The organism is Pseudomonas monteilii NBRC 103158 = DSM 14164 (assembly GCF_000730605.1).
GTDB classification, from domain to species: domain Bacteria; phylum Pseudomonadota; class Gammaproteobacteria; order Pseudomonadales; family Pseudomonadaceae; genus Aquipseudomonas; species Aquipseudomonas monteilii.
The window spans coordinates 104,081-120,564 of sequence record NZ_BBIS01000009.1 but is presented as its reverse complement, the minus strand read 5'-3'; the positions used below and the strand labels follow the sequence as shown (position 1 = coordinate 120,564).

Annotated in this window: 14 protein-coding genes; 8 read left to right on the top strand and 6 right to left on the bottom strand. The window is 63.1% G+C overall.

What is annotated here, in order from left to right; translation table 11 throughout:
• Positions 1-142 precede the first annotated feature (142 nt).
• Genes ligD through PM2_RS04345 form a run of 5 tightly spaced genes read left to right on the top strand, consistent with a single transcriptional unit; the run spans position 143 to position 5,655 of the window.
• Entirely contained in the window at positions 143-2,611 is a 2,469-nt protein-coding gene (gene ligD / locus PM2_RS04365) for a DNA ligase D (RefSeq protein WP_028698736.1), read from the top strand.
• Positions 2,608-3,633, top strand: a complete 1,026-nt coding sequence (locus tag PM2_RS04360) for an acyl-CoA dehydrogenase family protein (protein WP_028698735.1) — start codon at positions 2,608-2,610, stop codon at positions 3,631-3,633. Before ligD ends, PM2_RS04360 begins: the two co-directional genes overlap by 4 nt.
• Entirely contained in the window at positions 3,630-4,400 is a 771-nt protein-coding gene (locus tag PM2_RS04355) for a PIG-L deacetylase family protein (protein WP_019098227.1), read from the top strand. The genes PM2_RS04360 and PM2_RS04355 overlap by 4 nt, the downstream gene beginning before the upstream one ends.
• On the top strand, positions 4,397-4,996 hold the full coding sequence (locus PM2_RS04350) for a class I SAM-dependent methyltransferase (protein WP_019098226.1): 600 nt from the start codon (positions 4,397-4,399) through the stop codon (positions 4,994-4,996). Before PM2_RS04355 ends, PM2_RS04350 begins: the two co-directional genes overlap by 4 nt.
• Positions 4,993-5,655 (top strand): glycosyltransferase family 2 protein, encoded by a 663-nt coding sequence (locus tag PM2_RS04345; RefSeq protein WP_016714225.1) that lies wholly within the window; start codon positions 4,993-4,995, stop codon positions 5,653-5,655. Before PM2_RS04350 ends, PM2_RS04345 begins: the two co-directional genes overlap by 4 nt.
• A gap of 1 nt (position 5,656) precedes the next feature.
• Here the strand turns inward: PM2_RS04345 and ku are convergent, their stop codons facing one another.
• The 6 genes from ku to PM2_RS04320 all read right to left on the bottom strand — a co-directional run bounded on the left by ku (position 5,657) and on the right by PM2_RS04320 (position 10,352).
• A complete protein-coding gene (gene ku, locus PM2_RS04340; protein WP_016714226.1) occupies positions 5,657-6,493 on the bottom strand; it encodes a non-homologous end joining protein Ku in 837 nt (278 codons plus the stop codon).
• Between the two features lie 9 nt (positions 6,494-6,502).
• Entirely contained in the window at positions 6,503-6,640 is a 138-nt protein-coding gene (locus PM2_RS31860; RefSeq protein WP_182774216.1) for a PSPA7_2676 family Cys-rich small protein, read from the bottom strand.
• 119 nt (positions 6,641-6,759) lie between these two features.
• Positions 6,760-7,866 carry a carboxylate-amine ligase gene (locus PM2_RS04335; protein WP_016714227.1) on the bottom strand — a complete coding sequence of 369 codons (1,107 nt, stop codon included), beginning with the start codon at positions 7,864-7,866 and terminating at the stop codon, positions 6,760-6,762.
• A gap of 7 nt (positions 7,867-7,873) precedes the next feature.
• Positions 7,874-8,827 carry a methyltransferase gene (locus PM2_RS04330; RefSeq protein ID WP_028698734.1) on the bottom strand — a complete coding sequence of 318 codons (954 nt, stop codon included), beginning with the start codon at positions 8,825-8,827 and terminating at the stop codon, positions 7,874-7,876.
• Positions 8,827-10,152 (bottom strand): iron-containing redox enzyme family protein, encoded by a 1,326-nt coding sequence (locus PM2_RS04325; RefSeq protein WP_033740192.1) that lies wholly within the window; start codon positions 10,150-10,152, stop codon positions 8,827-8,829. Before PM2_RS04325 ends, PM2_RS04330 begins: the two co-directional genes overlap by 1 nt.
• 14 nt (positions 10,153-10,166) lie before the next feature.
• Positions 10,167-10,352: a hypothetical protein gene (locus tag PM2_RS04320; protein WP_016714230.1), complete on the bottom strand. Its 186-nt coding sequence runs from the start codon at positions 10,350-10,352 to the stop codon at positions 10,167-10,169.
• A 212-nt stretch (positions 10,353-10,564) separates the two neighbouring features.
• Between PM2_RS04320 and PM2_RS04315 the strand changes: the two genes are divergently transcribed.
• The 3 genes from PM2_RS04315 to PM2_RS04305 all read left to right on the top strand — a co-directional run bounded on the left by PM2_RS04315 (position 10,565) and on the right by PM2_RS04305 (position 16,466).
• A complete protein-coding gene (locus PM2_RS04315) occupies positions 10,565-11,065 on the top strand; it encodes a DUF4142 domain-containing protein (protein ID WP_016714231.1) in 501 nt (166 codons plus the stop codon).
• A gap of 72 nt (positions 11,066-11,137) precedes the next feature.
• A complete protein-coding gene (locus PM2_RS04310; protein ID WP_028698732.1) occupies positions 11,138-12,235 on the top strand; it encodes a mechanosensitive ion channel family protein in 1,098 nt (365 codons plus the stop codon).
• Between the two features lie 121 nt (positions 12,236-12,356).
• Positions 12,357-16,466, top strand: coding sequence for a CheR family methyltransferase (locus PM2_RS04305; RefSeq protein ID WP_028698731.1), 4,110 nt, complete (start codon positions 12,357-12,359; stop codon positions 16,464-16,466).
• Positions 16,467-16,484: the final 18 nt, after the last annotated feature.

The window sequence follows — 16,484 nt, the reverse complement described above, 5'->3', positions numbered from 1 at the left end:
GTTAGTGGGCTTCACTCGGTCGACCCTCCCCAGCGGCAAATGATTCAGAGTTTCTGCCAGCCCCGTCCCGCGTTTTTTTTGAACTCCTCGCTGCGCCGCCACCTCCCAATCCTGAGACCCGCAACCCCTTCCGGAGCCCGTCATGGCCAAGCCCCTGCAGGAGTACCAGCGCAAGCGCGACTTCAATGCCACGCCCGAGCCGGCTGGCAAACGCGCCCGCCCCCGCTCGGCCCATGCGCTGCAGTACTGCATCCAGAAGCACGATGCCAGCCACCTGCATTACGATTTTCGCCTGGAGCTCGACGGCACCCTCAAGAGCTGGGCCATCCCCAAGGGCCCCTCGCTGGATCCCAAGGTCCGGCGCCTGGCAGTGCATGTGGAGGATCATCCGCTGGACTACGCCAACTTCGAAGGCCGCATCCCTGAAGGCCACTACGGCGCCGGCGATGTGATCGTCTGGGACCGGGGTGTCTGGGAGCCCGAGGGCGATCCACGCGAAGCCTATGCAAAGGGCAAGCTGCGCTTTCGCCTGCAGGGCGAGAAGCTGTCGGGGGTCTGGAACCTGTTCCGCACTCACCTGGCAGGCAAGAAAGAGCAGTGGATGCTGGTCAAGTCCCATGACGGGCAGGCGCGCAGTGAAACGGACTACAGCATTGTCGAGGCCCTGCCGGACAGCGTGCTGAGCGAACGTACCCTGCCCCCGCGCAGCCCGGGCAAGGCGACCACCGTCAGGCACAAGCGGAAAACCGACCCCAAAGCCCTGCCGGATGCGCTCCAGCCGCAACTGGCCACGTTGGTCGCTTCCCCGCCAAGCGGCGATTGGCGCTACGAAGTCAAGTTCGACGGCTACCGCATCCTGGCGCGTATCGACGGTGACGATATACGCCTGTTTACCCGTAATGGCCACGACTGGAGTGCGAAGATGCCCCGGCAGGTCGAGGCGCTCAAGGCCCTGGGGCTCGACTCGGCATGGCTGGACGGCGAGATGGTAGTGGTCGACGACAACGGCGTGGCCGACTTCCAGGCCTTGCAGAATGCCTTCGACACCGAGCATGACGAGCGCATCACCTACTACCTGTTCGACCTGCCCTGGCTGGGCGGTGAGGACCTGCGAGCACTGCCGCTGCAACAGCGCCGTGCAACCCTCGCCCGGTTGCTGGAAGGCCATGCGTCGCAGGTAATCAGGTATTCCGCCGATTTTGAGGAGCCCGTCGCGTCATTGCTCGACAGCGCCTGCCGGCTGGAACTCGAAGGCTTGATCGGTAAACGTGCCGACAGCCCCTACGTTGGCCGGCGCAGTAGCGACTGGGTCAAGCTCAAGTGCAAGCAGCGTCAGGAATTCGTGATCGTCGGCTACACCGACCCCAAAGGCAGCCGCAACGGCTTCGGCGCCCTGCTGCTGGCCCTGCACGACCACGGAAGCGGCCCGTTGCGCTATGCCGGCAAGGTCGGCACCGGTTTCAGCGCGGCCACCCTGGATAGCATTCACGCCCGCCTCAAGCCGTTGCAGACAGACAAATCGCCTTTGCCCAAACCACCCACCGGTGCCGAAGCCCGCGGCGTGCATTGGCTCAAGCCACAGCTACTGGCAGAAGTCGCCTATGCCCAGATGACCCGCGAAGGCATCGTTCGCCATTCGGTGTTCCACGGCCTGCGTGACGACAAACCTGCCACCGCCATCGACCTGGAGCGAGCAATGCCCACCAAGCGCGCAGTACAGACAGAACCCGAGAACCTGGGCACCCTGCGCCTGACCCACCCCGACCGCGTGGTAGACGCAACCACAGGTGCCACCAAGCGCGAGGTCGCCCAGTACTACGCTCAGGTCGCCGACTGGCTGCTGCCACAGCTCAAGGACCGGCCTGTAGCCCTTGTGCGGGCACCGGATGGTCTGGACGGCGAACTGTTCTTCCAGAAAAACGCCGGCCAGCTGCACATTCCCAAGGTGCTCAGCTACAGCAAGGCCCAGGCCGGCCAGGCAGCCATGGTGCTCAACCGCGCCGACAGCCTGCTGGGCGCGGTGCAGATGAACACGCTTGAACTGCACACCTGGAATGCCACCACCAAGGATTTCGATAAACCCGACCGCTTTGTCCTCGACCTGGACCCTGACCCGGCGCTGCCCTGGAAAGCCATGCTCGAGGCCACCCAGCTGACCCTTACCTTGCTCGACGAACTGGGCCTGAAGGTGTTTCTCAAGACTAGCGGCGGAAAAGGCATGCACCTCGTCGTACCGTTGACCCGACGCACTGGCTGGGACGAGGTGAAAGACTTCAGCCATGCCTTGGTCAACCACATGGCCGGGCTGTTCCCTGACCGTCTCAGCGCCGTGTCCGGGCCGAAGAACCGGGTCGGGCGGATCTTTATCGATTATCTGCGTAACGGCAAGGGTGCCACCACCGTCGCCGCCTACTCGCTGCGGGCCCGCGAGGGCCTGCCGGTGTCGGTGCCGATCTGGCGTGAGGAACTGAGCCAGCTCAAGGGTGCCAACCAGTGGAACATCGGCAACCTTCACACGCGGCTTGCACAGGTCGAAGACCCGTGGGCCGAAATGGGCAAGACACGCCAGTCGATCACGTTGCGTATGCGCAAGCAGTTGGGTATTGCATGATGGAACTGACCCACTTCGATTCGTTGTTACACCGCTTTGCTCACCGTTCGCAGGCTATTGAACGCGACGCTTCGCTAATAGAACTGATGCAGGCCTTGCAGGGCGAACAGCTCGATGTGCTTCCGTTGCCTGGCCAGGGCTGCACCCTGGAGCGCTGGCGGGCCTTGGCGCGGATCGCAGGGTGTGATCTGAGCCTGGCCAAACTTTATGAAGGCCATACCGACGCCTTGGCGATCCTCGCCGAATGCGGTGCCGCCCAGCAGGCCGGCAACAGCATCTGGGGCGTGTGGGCCGCCGAGCCGCCGGATGCCCGGGCATACATCGTCGAGCGGGACGGTGAACGCGTACGCCTGCAAGGCCGCAAGGCTTGGTGTTCGGGCGCGTTGCAGATCGACCGTGCCCTGCTGACTGCCTGGGAAGACGACCAGCCTCAGTTGGTGGCCATCGAATTACCTCATTCCAGCCAGCGCATTCTGGCCGAGCATTGGCAGGCCGTAGGCATGGCCGCCACCAGCAGCGTTGTGATCGAATTCGACGACTCGCCAGGGCTGGCCATCGGTTCGCCCGGCCAGTACCTGTCCCGGCCTGGCTTCTGGCAAGGCGGCGCGGGTATCGCCGCTTGCTGGTATGGCGCCGCCGAGGCCCTGGCGGACTACCTTCGCGAACAGTGCCGCAAACCCCGGCGCGACCCGCATGCCGATGCGCATCTGGGCGCAGTCGATGCAGCCTTGTACGGTGCCCGCGCAGCCTTGCACGAATGCGCCACGTGGATCGACCTCCACCCTCAGGACGACGCCAGCTTCCAGGTGCGGCGCACCCGCGCCCAGGTCGAGCAGGCGGTCGAGCAGGTCATTCAGCATGCTGGCCGGGCGCTCGGTGCCACGCCGTTCTGTTGCAGCAGCCATTTCGCCCGGCTCAGTGCCGACCTGCCGGTATACATACGCCAGAGCCACGCCGAACGCGACCTGGCCGAGTTGGGCCGGCAACTGACCGGCATGCCGGCGGGAGCATGGCAACTATGAGCCAGAACTTGATACGGGCTGCGCAAGGCACACCATGGAGCGCCTGGCAGCATTCTGCTCAGTTGGCCCGCGCCAGCTGGACGCTGCCCGAGCAGTTGTGCCCACCTGGAAGGCGCCTGGTACTGCTGGCTCCGCACCCGGACGACGAAATCCTCATGGCCGGCGGGCTGCTGGCCAGCTTCCAGGGACGAGAACAGGACGTGCTGCTTGTTTCTGCCACCAATGGCGAAGGCAGCCACCCGCATTCCTCACAATGGCCAGAGCGCCGCCTGCGCCATCAGCGCCCACTGGAAAGCCGTCATGCCCTGCAATTGCTTGGGTTGGATCTCACCCGCCTCGACTGGCGACGACTCAACCTCAAGGATGGCGCGCTGCCCCACGATGAAGCCTTCCTGGTCAACCACCTGAACCAGTTGCTCAAACCTGGCGACCTGCTGCTGACCACTTGGCGCGGCGACGGCCATTGCGACCACGAAGCAGCAGGTCGCGCCTGTGCCCAGGCGGCACAGGCCAGGCGTGTACAACTCGCAGAGGCCCCGGTCTGGGCCTGGCACTGGGCAAGCCCCGATGACCCGCGCCTGCCCTGGCCCCGGGCTCACCGCCTGCAGCTGTGCGATGAGCATCTGGCGCTCAAGCGCCAAGCCCTTGCCGCCCATGCCAGCCAGTTGCAGCCCGATGGTGATCGCCCCCCGGTTGTGCCAGAACAGCTGCAGGCTTGTCTGTTGCAACCATTCGAGCTGATCTTTCTGTCAACGGAGGCAACATGAGCCTGGACGCACAGTACTTCGCCGACTTGTACGCCGGCAGCGATGACCCCTGGGCCTTTCGTACCCGTTGGTACGAGCGGCGCAAGCGCGAGCTGACCCTGGCCAGCCTGCCGCGCCAATGCTATGAGCGCGTATTCGAGCCGGCCTGCGCCAACGGCGAGCTGAGCATCCTGCTGGCCGAACGCTGCGCCAGCCTGTCGTGCCAGGACATCGACGCGACAGCCGTGGCCCTGGCCCGTCAGCGGCTTGCAGGTGTGAGCCACGCCCATGTCGAACAGGGCCACCTGCCGGGCGACTGGCCGGGCGGTCAGTTTGACCTGATCGTGCTCAGTGAGATCGGCTACTACCTGGACCCCACCGACTGGTTGCAGGTGATCGAGCAGTCGGTGGCCAGCCTGGCGTATGACGGTGGTTTGCTGGCCTGCCACTGGCGCCATCCCATCGCCGGTTGCCCGCAGGATGGCCGCGAGGTGCATGCCCTGCTCGCCCGGCATCTGCCACTTTATCCACTGCTGCGCCACGAGGAGGCAGACTTCCTGCTCGAATATTGGTCGTGTCAACCCAGCGTGGTGGACCTTGACGAGACCTGCCCATGATCGCCGTCATCATCCCCGCCCACAACGAAGCCCGTCGCCTCGGGCACTGCCTGGCCGCCGTCAAGCTGGCTGTGGCGCAAGCCAAAGCGGCGGGCTTGGCAGTGGAGGTAATGGTGGTGCTCGACCGCTGTGTCGACGCCAGCGCGCGCATCGCCCGCCGCCATGGCGTGCATACCCTGGAACTGGAGGCCGGCAACGTCGGCATCGCCCGGCGCCTGGGCGCGGCGTGGATGATCGAGCGCGGCGCACAGTGGCTGGCCTTCACCGACGCCGACAGTCGCGTGCCCCCGCATTGGCTGGTGTCACAGCTGCAATGGCACGCGGACGCGGTGTGCGGCACGGTGCACATCGAACGCTGGCAGCCGTGGCAGAACGCAGCGTTACGCCAGTTGTATCGCAGCCGTTATCAGGCCCGTGAAGGGCATCGGCATATCCATGGCGCCAACCTCGGCGTATGCGCCAAGGCCTACGAACGCGTGGGCGGCTTCCAGCCATTGCCGGCGCATGAAGATGTGCAACTGGTCCTGGCCCTTGAAGCCAGCGGCGCACAGATCGTCTGGACCGCGGCGCACAGCGTGGCCACCAGCAGCCGGGTGGACAGCCGCGCGCGGCAGGGCTTCGGGGACTATCTCTGCGGGCTGGAGGGGCAGCTACCGTAGCTCAAGAGGCCTTGCGTGGCCGCTTGGCCGCCGGTTTCTTTGGCTTGGTCTTGCCACCGAGGCTGCGTTTGAGCAGTTCGGTGAGGTCGATGATGTCGGCGCCCTTCTCCGCCGCCGCGCCTTCGCCTTTGTCCACGGTCTCGATCTTGCCTTTACTGGCCTTCTCCTCCACCAGGTCGAGGATGGTCTGGCGAAACGCATCATGGTAATCATCCGGCGTCCATTGCCCGCTCATGTCCTCCACCAGGCGCCGCGCCATCTCCAGCTCACGCTTGTCGACCTTGCTCTCGGTCACGCTCTTGTCCAGCTCCAGCGTATCCAGCCCGCGCACCTCTTCCGGCCAGCGCAGAGTGATCAATACCAGTGCATCTTCCAGCGGGCGCAGCAGGGCCAGGTGCTGGCGGGTGTGCAGCACCACGGTGGCCAAGGCCACCTTGCCGGTGCTGTGCAGGGTCTCGCGCAGCAAGGCATAGACCTTGCCGCCACGACGGTCGGGGCTCAGGTAGTAGGGGGTGTCAAACTGTTGCAGCGGAATGTCGCCGGCATCGACGAACGAGAAGATGTCGATGGTCTGGGTCGCCTCGGGCCTGGCCTTGCGGATTTCTTCCTCGCTGATCACCACGTAGCGGCCCTTTTCGTACTCCACCCCTTTGACGATGTGCTCCTTGTCGATGTCCTTGCCGGTCACCTTGTTCACCCGCTTGTAGCCAACCGGCTCCATGCTGCGCTTGTCCAGCCAGTCGAAGTCCACACGCTCGCTGCGCACGGCGGTATTCAGCGAGACGGGGATGTGCACCAAGCCGAAGCTGATCGCGCCTTTCCAGATTGACCGGGCCATGGTCCGCTCCTACACATTGAAAGGTTGACCGGGCTGGCTGTAGCGCAACGCGCCACAGCGTTCGCAACATTGGCAGTGAAGCCCGGCGACTTCACACACCACCAAGCTGCGCCATTGGCAGCCCCGCAGCAGACAGAAGAGTTTCATCAGCCACCTCCCTAGCCCTCTTGAGTATCCGGGCCCTTTCTGAAACTGACTGCGCAGCGCCGCAAAGGTTTATCCGGATTTCCAAGTCAGGCCATCAGGGCAGCGGTTCGCCACCGGCCCTACCGATAGTCGCGCATCACCTGCCCGGCCACTGCGCGCATCGCCTGGCGGTTATCCAGGCCCTGTTCACTGGCCAGCGCGAAGGCTTGGCGCTGGCGATCGGCGCTGCTGCCCTCGCGCAGGATGTGCCGGGCCTGAATGAATGAACGCTCGGTATCGGCGGTGTCAGCCGGGCACTGCTGCTGCAACTGCATCAGCCAGCCCTCGGCGCTGACCGGCTGTTGCTCGTGGACACCGATGAAGGTGGCCAGGCGGCCCTGACGCAGGGCGCGCCAGTAGTTCTCCTGGGTGACCCAGCGCATCTCGCGGCTGGCGGGGTCATCGTGGCGGGCCAGCGCCTGCTCGACCAGGTGGCGAAACAGGCCGGCGACGGCCAGCGCATCTTCCAGCCGCGGGCAGCCATCGCAGATACGCAGCTCGACCGTCGGAAACCGCCGCGAGGGCCTGATCGCCCACCAGAAATCACCGTCCTCGGCCAGGCTACCGGTCCGTTGCAGCAATGCCCGGTAGCGCTGGTACGCGCTCCAGTCCGGCAAAGGCTCTGGCAGGCCCATGTGCGGCCATTCCCCGCACACTGCGCGGCGGTAGCTCATGTAGCCTGTATCCTCACCGCCCCAATACGCAGACGAGGTACTGAGCGCCAACAACAAGGGCAGCCAGTACAGCACCCGATTGATCACTCGTATCCGATCAATGCCCACCGGTACGCCGACGTGCACGTGCAGACCATTCAACAGGCTGCGCCGGGCCACCAGCTGGTAATCGTCGAACAACTGGCGATAGTGCGCAGTGCCACGAGGACGCTGGCGCAGCCACCGGGCGCTGGGGTGGCTCGCCGCGCCGTACAGGCCGGCGCCCTCCTCGGCCAGCGCCTGGGCCAGGCGCTGACGCCGCTCGCCAAAGAAATCACGCGCCTGATGCAGTGCGTCGAATATGGGCGAAGCGGCCTCTATCTGGCTGTGGAACATTTCCTCGGCGAACCACGGGCCCAGCGCATCCCGACAACAGCGGGCCACGGCGGCTGACGGAGCAGCCATGACCTGCCCGGTGGCCAGCTTCACCAGCAGGTATTCTTCCTCGATGCCAAACGTACATTGCCGCGCCACGACGCTATCAGCCGCGACGGGTGACGGTCAGGGCCACGGCGGCAATGCGCTCGACCTGCTCGTAACCGGGTTCAAGCAATTGCTCACCGAATACATCTGGGTCCAGCTCGCGATAGAACCAACTGAACGCAGGCCCCGCCAGGCGTAACCGCATGGCTTCGAGCAGCGCGTCGCGCCCCTCGACGATGGCGACACCGGTGTAGAGCAGCAGCGTCCCCCCGGGCGACAGGCGCTCAAGGGCTTGCTCGACGATGCGCAGCGACAGCTCGGCACCCAGTGCGCCGCCGCCGTGGCGGTAGGCGCGCTGGCCGGCGTCGAGCATGTACGGCGGGTTGGCGACGATCAGGTCGAACGTACCCGCGATGTCATTGAGCAGGTCACTGCGCTCGACCGAAACATTGGCCACACCGGCCAAGGCGGCATTGATGGCGGTGTAGCGCAATGCCATAGGGTTAATGTCCACTGCGCAAACCTGCGCGTGTTGGGCGGCGCGAGCGATCAGCAACGCCCCTACACCGCTGCCACAGCCGATGTCTACGGCATGCTGCACGCGCTCGGGCGTGCTTCTCAAATGATCGTGTATCAGCTGGGCGAAACGGTAGCTGTCCGGGCCAAAGAACACCGCGTCGCGGCTGTCCGTTGGCCAGGCAGCATGTACCAGCAACAGATCGTCCAGGCTGGACCAGCGCACAGTGCTGCGCCACAGTGCACCTTGGGCCTCCAGCACGCCAGCGAGGCGCAGCTGCTCCAGTTCGTCGGGGCTTAGCAGTGACGCGGCGAATGGCCTACTCCAGCCGAACACATCACGCAAGGTACGCGCCTGCTGCGCATCGTCCCGGGCATTGACCCTGGCTTGGGTCGCCGGCGTCACGCAGATAAAACGATAGCCGTCGGCACGCAAGCGTTTCCCCAACTGCAGCAAGGCCTCATCGGCACGGATCTGGTCTTGGTCGAGCAGCATCAATGAAGCCCTCCGTTCATCAAACCGGTGGCCTGGATGAACGCATGAGTGGCGTGCAGGCCCTGAGGGGTGGCGTGCCGATTGCCGGCCATTGCATCGATTAGCGCAGGTATGTCCGGTACCTGGGATGCGATGGGGACTTTATCGTCCAGTTGCAAGGCATGTTCCCATTGCCCTGGCGGCACCCGACGGATTCCGGTGCCTTGCCAGGAGCCGGCGATCCAGTCATGCCAGAGTTGCTTTTCATAGGCATCGAACACACCGAACATGGCTGCGGTCGGGCCCTCGATCAGCGACCAGAAGCGGCTTTGCCCAGGATCGCTGTCACGCTTGATCCAGCCTTGAGCCTGTAATGCTTCAAGAAACCCGGGCATCGCGCCGGGCTCAGCAAGCCACTGGTTGATGGTGCGTCCTTGCAGGCGACAGCGGTCTGAATGCATGCACTGCCCGTAGATGCGCTTGCGTTCCAATGTACTTAGCAACTCCGCATGCAGGTCGAACGAGGCGATCAACGAGGGCGTGTCTATACCCAGGTCATTAAGCCGGTAGCCGTGTCTCACGCGTTCATAGAACGCCGGCCCCTGATCCCGTGCCAGCTCGGTGAAGCACTCCACGGCACGCCTCGCGTGGCCGCTGGCGGCATTGTCGATGGTCACGTGCAACTGGAAGTAATGGGCGTCGATACCTAGCTCGGCCAGCTCGTGGGTGGTGATCAGCAGGTGCAAGGGCGGTTGCTCGTAACCCAGGTTGTAACCGACCACTTCCGGCAAGAATCGCTGGCAGTGCTGCCCCAAGGCCAGTTGCAGCGCGCCCTGCAGGTAACGAGCGGGGTCAAGCGGCCGCTCCTGTGAGCAACCCAGACGGCTGAGCAAGCGCTGGTAGATCAGCACGTGATTGCAGCGTGGGTCGCCGTCGCCGAGTTCTTCGAGGAAGGTGCGGATCAGCCCATGGAAGCGCGGGTCCTGCCAATGCCATAGGGCTCCGTGTAGCCATGCGCCGTCGACCGCTTTGGTCGGCGCGACTTGCTGCAAAAACCACAAGGCATGGGCACGATTGGCAAAAAAACGACGGGGGCCGCCCTGACGCCGTTGTTCCAGATAGGCCGCATGCTCGCTGGCGACACGGCCCGCATGGTTATCGGCCCATTGCGGGATTAGCCCAGGATCATCTGGCAGGTCGTCGGAAAGCGCACGGGCCAGACGCAGTTGCTCCTCCAGCCAGGCCTCGGTGGTGGGCTCCGGGCCCTCAAGTAGCGCTCGATAGCGATGCTCCAGCCCTAAGTTGGCATTGTGAGGCCTTATACCTGCCTTTGTCGTCGCCACCATGCCCTGTACCTCACTCATTGATTCTGCGGTTTGGTGTCAGCTGGAGGGTTAGTTACAGGGTCACTGGGTTGCTGCATCTGAAGTGACGGTTTGCTTGGGTCGGCATCCTTCGCTGGATGATCACTATCGCGGTCGAAGCAACCTCCGAGCAGCGAGAAACTGGCAGTCAACAGCAACATGGCGAACAGGTTGTTTTTCATGATGGCTACTCGTTTTTGTGAAGACCTAAACCAACGAGTCCCACCTGTCCCCCTGAATTCGTTCTGATTACGACATAGCGGATGAGCGGTGCCCCGAAACGCAGATTGCGCCACGGCAGCCCTGTTTTTCAGAAAAACTAAACCTTCACCCACTCCTGCGGTTCAACCGAGTGCGACATTGAGGTCGCGCCAACAGAACGAAGGAGTGAGACATGAGCACACCATTCTTGAAAATCGCCGGAGTTACCCTGTTGATGGGCCTGGCTTCGCTGCAGGTACAGGCAGCGTCTTCGGACGATTTCGTCGATGCGGCCACTGAAGCCGGTATCGCCGAAGTGGTCACCGCCAACCTGGCGCAGGAAAAGAGCCAGAGCGCAGACATCAAGCAATTCGCCCAGCAAATGGTCACAGACCATACCAAAGCCAACCAGGAACTCGGTGATATCGCCCGCAAGCTGGACATCAGCGTGCCCGACGAAGCGGCGCTGACCGACAAGGTCAAGAAGATGATCCTCGAATGGCGCGACGAGTCGTTCGACCGGTCATACGTCAATAACCAGGTCGACGCGCACGAGAAGGCCGTGGAACTGTTCAAGAAAGAGGCCGCCTCCTCCGACAAGCCGGAGCTCAAGGCCTTCGCCAGCGACAAGCTGCCAACGCTGCAACACCATCTGGAACAGGCCAAGGCGCTGCAAGCCACCCACGGCAAGTAACCCACACGTCACCGCGCAATCCCAGGGGCCGCCCTGCGGCCCTGCCATGAGCCATCTGGAGGTGGGCTCCCCATGGATGATCGAATCATTGAACTGTTCACCGACACCACATTCTTTGGCATTTCCATTCTCAACTTGCTGGTAGCGCTGTGCGTTGCCGTGCTGACGTTCGTGGTTGCCAGAGCTGTCATCGGCCTGTTGATGCGCCGGGTGCAGCGCTGGTCCGAACATGACGGGGCAATGAGCCAGGTGCTGGCCAAGGTATTGGCCGGCACCAGCAACAGCCTGCTGCTGCTTGCTTCGCTGCTGGTGGGTTTGAGCATGCTGGACCTGCCCGAGCGCTGGTTGGGCCGGGTCAGTAGCTTGTGGTTCGTGGTCGCTGCCCTGCAGATCGGCCTCTGGGTCAATCGCGCCATCGCGCTGGGCCTGACCCGCTACTTCAGCCGGCACAGCGCCGACGGCCTTTACCAAGGCAGTGCGCTGGCCACGCTTTCGGCCTGGGGCGCACGGGTGCTGCTGTGGTCGGTGGTGTTGCTGGCCATGCTGTCCAATCTGGGCGTCAATATCACCGCCTTCGTGGCCAGCCTGGGTGTGGGCGGGATTGCCGTCGCCCTGGCTGTGCAGAACATCCTGGGTGACCTGTTCGCCTCGTTGTCGATCGCCGTCGACAAGCCGTTCGAGGTCGGTGACTTCATCGTCATCGGGCCGCTGGCCGGTACGGTGGAGCATGTGGGGCTGAAGACCACGCGCATCCGCAGCCTGGGTGGCGAGCAGATCGTCATGGCCAATGCCAGCATGATCAGCAGCACCATCCAGAACTACAAGCGCTTGCAGGAGCGCCGCATCGTATTCGAGTTCGGCTTGTCCTACGACACGCCCACCGAGGCGGTAAAACAGGCGCCCGCCATCGTCGAGGAAGCGATCAAGGCCCAGCAGCAGGTGCGTTTCGACCGCGCCCACCTGCGGGGTTTTGGCAAAGAGGCCCTGGAGTTCGAATGCGTCTATATCGTGAAGGACCCGGGCTACAACCTCTATATGGATATCCAGCAGGCAATCAATTTCCACCTGCTCGAGCGCTTCAACAGAATCGGTGCCAAGTTTGCCGTGCCGGTCCGTGCCATCAAGGTCACCGCACTGCCGCAACACCGCGAGCAGCCCCAGGCCCTTTGACCGACAGCGGCACTTTGGCCAGCGTAGCCAGTCCTAACCTTGAACCCGCTCGTCGATTGATCGGTGTCGGGCCTATAATCGCTGCCACTGCTCATTCCCGGTTCGCACAAGGCTCGTGCCCATGAAATCGTCCAGCAAGACTACCCTCGCGTCGCCGCACAACCCTGCGCTGAGCCCCAGCCACCTGGATTTCCCAGTGGTGGGCATCGGCGCATCGGCCGGCGGGCTGGAGGCGGTCCAGACGTTTTTCCAGCACGCCCCGGAGCATAGTGGCATGGCGTTCGTCGTGGTACTGCATTTGTCGCCGGACCACCAGAGCCAGGCCGATCGCCTGATCCAGCGCGTCACGCGCATGCCGGTGTACCAGGTGAGCGAGCCGGTACCGATCGAGCGTGACCACGTCTATGTGATTTCGCCGGCCAACCGCCTTTCCACCAACGATGGTTACCTGCGGGTCAGCCCGGCCAGGCGTAGCCGTGGCGACCATGTCGCCATCGATCTGTTCTTCCGGGACCTGGCGGACGTACACAAGGACCATGCGTTCTGCGTGATTCTTTCAGGCTGCGGCAGCGATGGCGCCGTGGGCCTGTCGCGCATCAAGGAGCAGGGTGGCGTGACCTTGGTGCAATCGCCCGATGACGCCCAATACTCCGACATGCCCAAGGCAGCCATCGCTACCGGCATGGTCGACCTGATCCTGCCGGTGGCCGAGATTCCCGGCAAGCTTCTGGAACTGTGGCGCACGGCGCGCAAGGTCAAACTGCCGGCGATCGAAGACGACAGCCTGCCGCCTCCCCTTGGCGAGCGCTCAGGCGACCCGGCGCAGAGCGACCCGCTGCTCGACGACATCCTCACCCGCCTGCATGCCAGCACCGGCCATGACTTCCAGCACTACAAGCGGGCAACGGTCCTGCGCCGGCTTGAGCGGCGCTTGCATATCACTGCGCAGACCGACCTGGCCAGCTATCGCGATTACCTGGAGGGTCATCCGGAGGAATGTCGCGCCCTGTTGGCTGACATGCTGATCGGCGTGACCAACTTCTTCCGTGACCGGGACGCCTTCGAAGCCCTGCAACAACAGGTGATGCCGGGCCTGGCCAATGACGACAGCGAAGTCCTGCAACGCGAAGTGCGCATCTGGTCGGCAGGCTGCTCTTCGGGAGAGGAAGCCTACAGCCTGGCGATGATTGCGACCGAACAGCTGGCGATGGGGCAGCGCAGTGCCAAGGTACAGGTGTTCGCCACCGACCTCGACGAACGTGCGATCAATCTCGGCCGGCTAGGCGTTTATCCCGATGCCATCGCCACCGATGTACCCACGGCCAGGCTGCGTCAGTTTTTCATCAAGGAGGACCAGCATTACCGGGTACGCAAGGACATCCGCGAAAAGGTGCTGTTTGCCCGGCACAACCTCTTGTCCGATCCACCGTTCTCCCAGTTGGACCTGGTGGTATGTCGCAACCTGCTCATTTATCTGGACCGGGAGGTGCAACGGGAAATCCTGCGTCTGTTCCACTTCGCCTTGCGAAAGGGCGGCTACCTGTTCCTGGGCAGCTCGGAGTCGGCAGACGTGGCGGCCGACCTGTTCATTGCCGTGGACAAGCGCCATCGTATTTTCCGTGCACGCGAGGTGGAGCCGGCGCGACGCCCGGGGCGCCTGCTGACGCCCGACACACTGGCGGCGCGCGCCAAGCCCAAGCCCATGCGCAAATTGTCCTACGCCGAAGTTCACCACCGTGCATTGGCCAGGCATACGCCGCCCAGCCTGATCGTCGACCTTGATGGCAACATCCTGCACATGAGCGACGGTGTCGGGCGCTTCCTGCGCCATGCCGGGGGCGAACTCAGCCCCAGCTTGCTGAACCTGGTGCTGGCACCACTGCGCCCTGTCCTGCGCAGTAGCCTGCTGCAGGCACAGAACACGGGCCAGCCGGTGACCTCTGGCGCGGCGATCATCACCGTCGACGATCATCGCGTCGAGGTACAGGTCGAGGTCCAGCCGCACCAGGATGAACCCAGCGGCAGTGAATGCCTGCTGGTGGTTTTACATGTCCGCGAAGCCGAACAACACAGCCAGCCGGTCATCCAGCAAACCGACGGCATGGTGTTGAACACGCTGGAGCGCGAGCTTCAGCGCACCCGCCAACAGTTGCAGGAAACCATCGAACAGTCGGAAATCTCCAGCCAGGAGCTGACCGCCTCCAACGAAGAAATGCAGGCGATCAACGAGGAGTTGCGCCTGGCCAGCGAAGAGCTGGAAACCAGCAAGGAAGAGCTGCAATCAATTAACGAAGAATTGCTGACGGTCAACTACGAGCTCAAGACCAAGGTCGATGAAACCGACAAGGTCAACGACTACCTGAGCAACCTGATCGCCTCCACCCAGATCGCCACCGTGTTCGTCGACCGCAACCTGCACATTCGCTGGTTCACCCCCAGGGCCACCGATATTTTCAGCATGCTGCCGGTCGACACCGGCCGCTCGCTACTGGACATCACCCACCGCCTGGAGTACCCAGGCCTGGCGGACGATGCGCGTGCGGTGATCGAGCGCGAAACCACGATCGAGCGTGAAGTGATCGGGCAGGACCAGCATTGGTACCTGGCGCGCCTGCTGCCATATCGGGCCAGCGAGCAGAATGTCGATGGCAGCGTACTGACCTTTATCGACATCACCAAGAGTCGCGCCGCCGAAGAACGTTTGCGCCAGGGTGAAGAGCGCATGCGTCTGGTTGCCGAAAGTACCCATGACTTCGCCATCATCCTGCTTGACGAACAAGGCCTGATTATCGACTGGAACACCGGCGCTGCGCTGATCTTCGGCTACGCCAAGGACGAAGTCATTGGCCAGCACTATTCCCTGATCTTCACCGAGCAGGACCGCGAAAATGGCGAGCCGGCGCGTGAGCTGCGCGCCGCCCGTCTGCATGGCCGTGGCCAGGACGAACGCTGGCATGTGCGCAAGGACGGCAGCCGCTTCTACTGCAGTGGCGAAGTCTCGCGCCTCAAGGGCAGCAGCTTGCGCGGTTACGTCAAGATCGCCCGTGACCTGACCGGCCACAAGCGCCTGCAGGACGAACAAAGCAAGCGCCTGGCCGAGTCGCAGAGTTCAAGCCACATGAAGGATGAGTTCTTCGCGGTGATGTCCCACGAGCTCAAGCACCCATTGAACCTGATTCAGCTCAATGCGGATATCTTGCGACGTATACCGTCGGTCACAAGTACCGACATGGCGAGCAAAGCGGTCAACGTCATTCGCGAAGCGGTCACCAGCCAGGCGCGGATCATCGATGACTTGCTCGATGTAGCGCGCATCCGCACGGGCAAGCTCAAACTGAAGACACAGCCTGTCGATTTGTGTGCCGTGCTACAAGGTATCTGTTCTGTAGCCTGCAACGAGCAACGCGGCCGCAATGTTCGGCTGGCGCTCCCGGCCGATGGCGAACCGGTCTATGTGGAGGCCGACAGCACACGTGTCGAGCAGATCATCTGGAACCTGTTGAACAACGCTCTGAAGTTCAGCCCTGCCGATGGCGAAATTCTGTTGAAACTGACTCGGCAGGATGAGCAGGCACGCCTTGAAGTCATCGATCAGGGCATAGGCCTCGCCGAAAACTCGCTGGAAGATATTTTTGAGCTATTCAACCAGGCGGCATCAACCGGCCATGGGCGTGAGGGGCTGGGCATTGGCCTTTCCCTGGTCCGTCAATTGGTAGAGGCCCATGGCGGAGCGGTCAGCGTAGAGTCTCCTGGAATAGGCCAGGGTTGTACGTTCATCATCACCCTGCCTTTGCGCGTGTATACCCAGCAACCCCAGGATCAGGGCGACGTGCTGCCACCAGAAGGTCGCCTGAAAGGCGTTCGCATCCTGTTGGTGGATGATTCGCTCGATGTGCTGGAAGTGATGGAACAATTGCTGTTGATGGAGGATGCCGACGTCGATGCCTACAGCGACCCGAAACTGGCGCTGCAATCGGCGGCGGACGCGCGTTACGATGTGATCATTTCCGACATCGGCATGCCTGGCATGGACGGCCATGCACTGATCCAGGCGCTGCGCGGCCTGGAGCATCTGCGTTACATCCCTGCCATCGCGTTGACAGGCTATGGTGCAAGCGCTGACCAATACAAGTCTCGCCAGTCCGGGTTCGACCGCCACCTGAACAAGCCAGTGGGTTATGACGACCTGATCGACGCAATCGAGCGCCTGAACGGCTCAGCGTCAGTCTGAACAAGGGCAGGCAGGCTT

Coding starts and splice junctions, on each gene's coding strand:
- PM2_RS04360 (WP_028698735.1), top strand. CDS start 2,608: ATGATGGAACTGACCCACTTCGATTCGTTGTTACACCGCTTTGCTCAC.
- PM2_RS04330 (WP_028698734.1), bottom strand. CDS start 8,827: ATGCTGCTCGACCAAGACCAGATCCGTGCCGATGAGGCCTTGCTGCAG.
- PM2_RS04345 (WP_016714225.1), top strand. CDS start 4,993: ATGATCGCCGTCATCATCCCCGCCCACAACGAAGCCCGTCGCCTCGGG.
- ku (WP_016714226.1), bottom strand. CDS start 6,493: ATGGCCCGGTCAATCTGGAAAGGCGCGATCAGCTTCGGCTTGGTGCAC.
- ligD (WP_028698736.1), top strand. CDS start 143: ATGGCCAAGCCCCTGCAGGAGTACCAGCGCAAGCGCGACTTCAATGCC.
- PM2_RS04350 (WP_019098226.1), top strand. CDS start 4,397: ATGAGCCTGGACGCACAGTACTTCGCCGACTTGTACGCCGGCAGCGAT.
- PM2_RS04320 (WP_016714230.1), bottom strand. CDS start 10,352: ATGAAAAACAACCTGTTCGCCATGTTGCTGTTGACTGCCAGTTTCTCG.
- PM2_RS04305 (WP_028698731.1), top strand. CDS start 12,357: ATGAAATCGTCCAGCAAGACTACCCTCGCGTCGCCGCACAACCCTGCG.
- PM2_RS04325 (WP_033740192.1), bottom strand. CDS start 10,152: ATGGTGGCGACGACAAAGGCAGGTATAAGGCCTCACAATGCCAACTTA.
- PM2_RS04355 (WP_019098227.1), top strand. CDS start 3,630: ATGAGCCAGAACTTGATACGGGCTGCGCAAGGCACACCATGGAGCGCC.
- PM2_RS04310 (WP_028698732.1), top strand. CDS start 11,138: ATGGATGATCGAATCATTGAACTGTTCACCGACACCACATTCTTTGGC.
- PM2_RS31860 (WP_182774216.1), bottom strand. CDS start 6,640: ATGAAACTCTTCTGTCTGCTGCGGGGCTGCCAATGGCGCAGCTTGGTG.
- PM2_RS04315 (WP_016714231.1), top strand. CDS start 10,565: ATGAGCACACCATTCTTGAAAATCGCCGGAGTTACCCTGTTGATGGGC.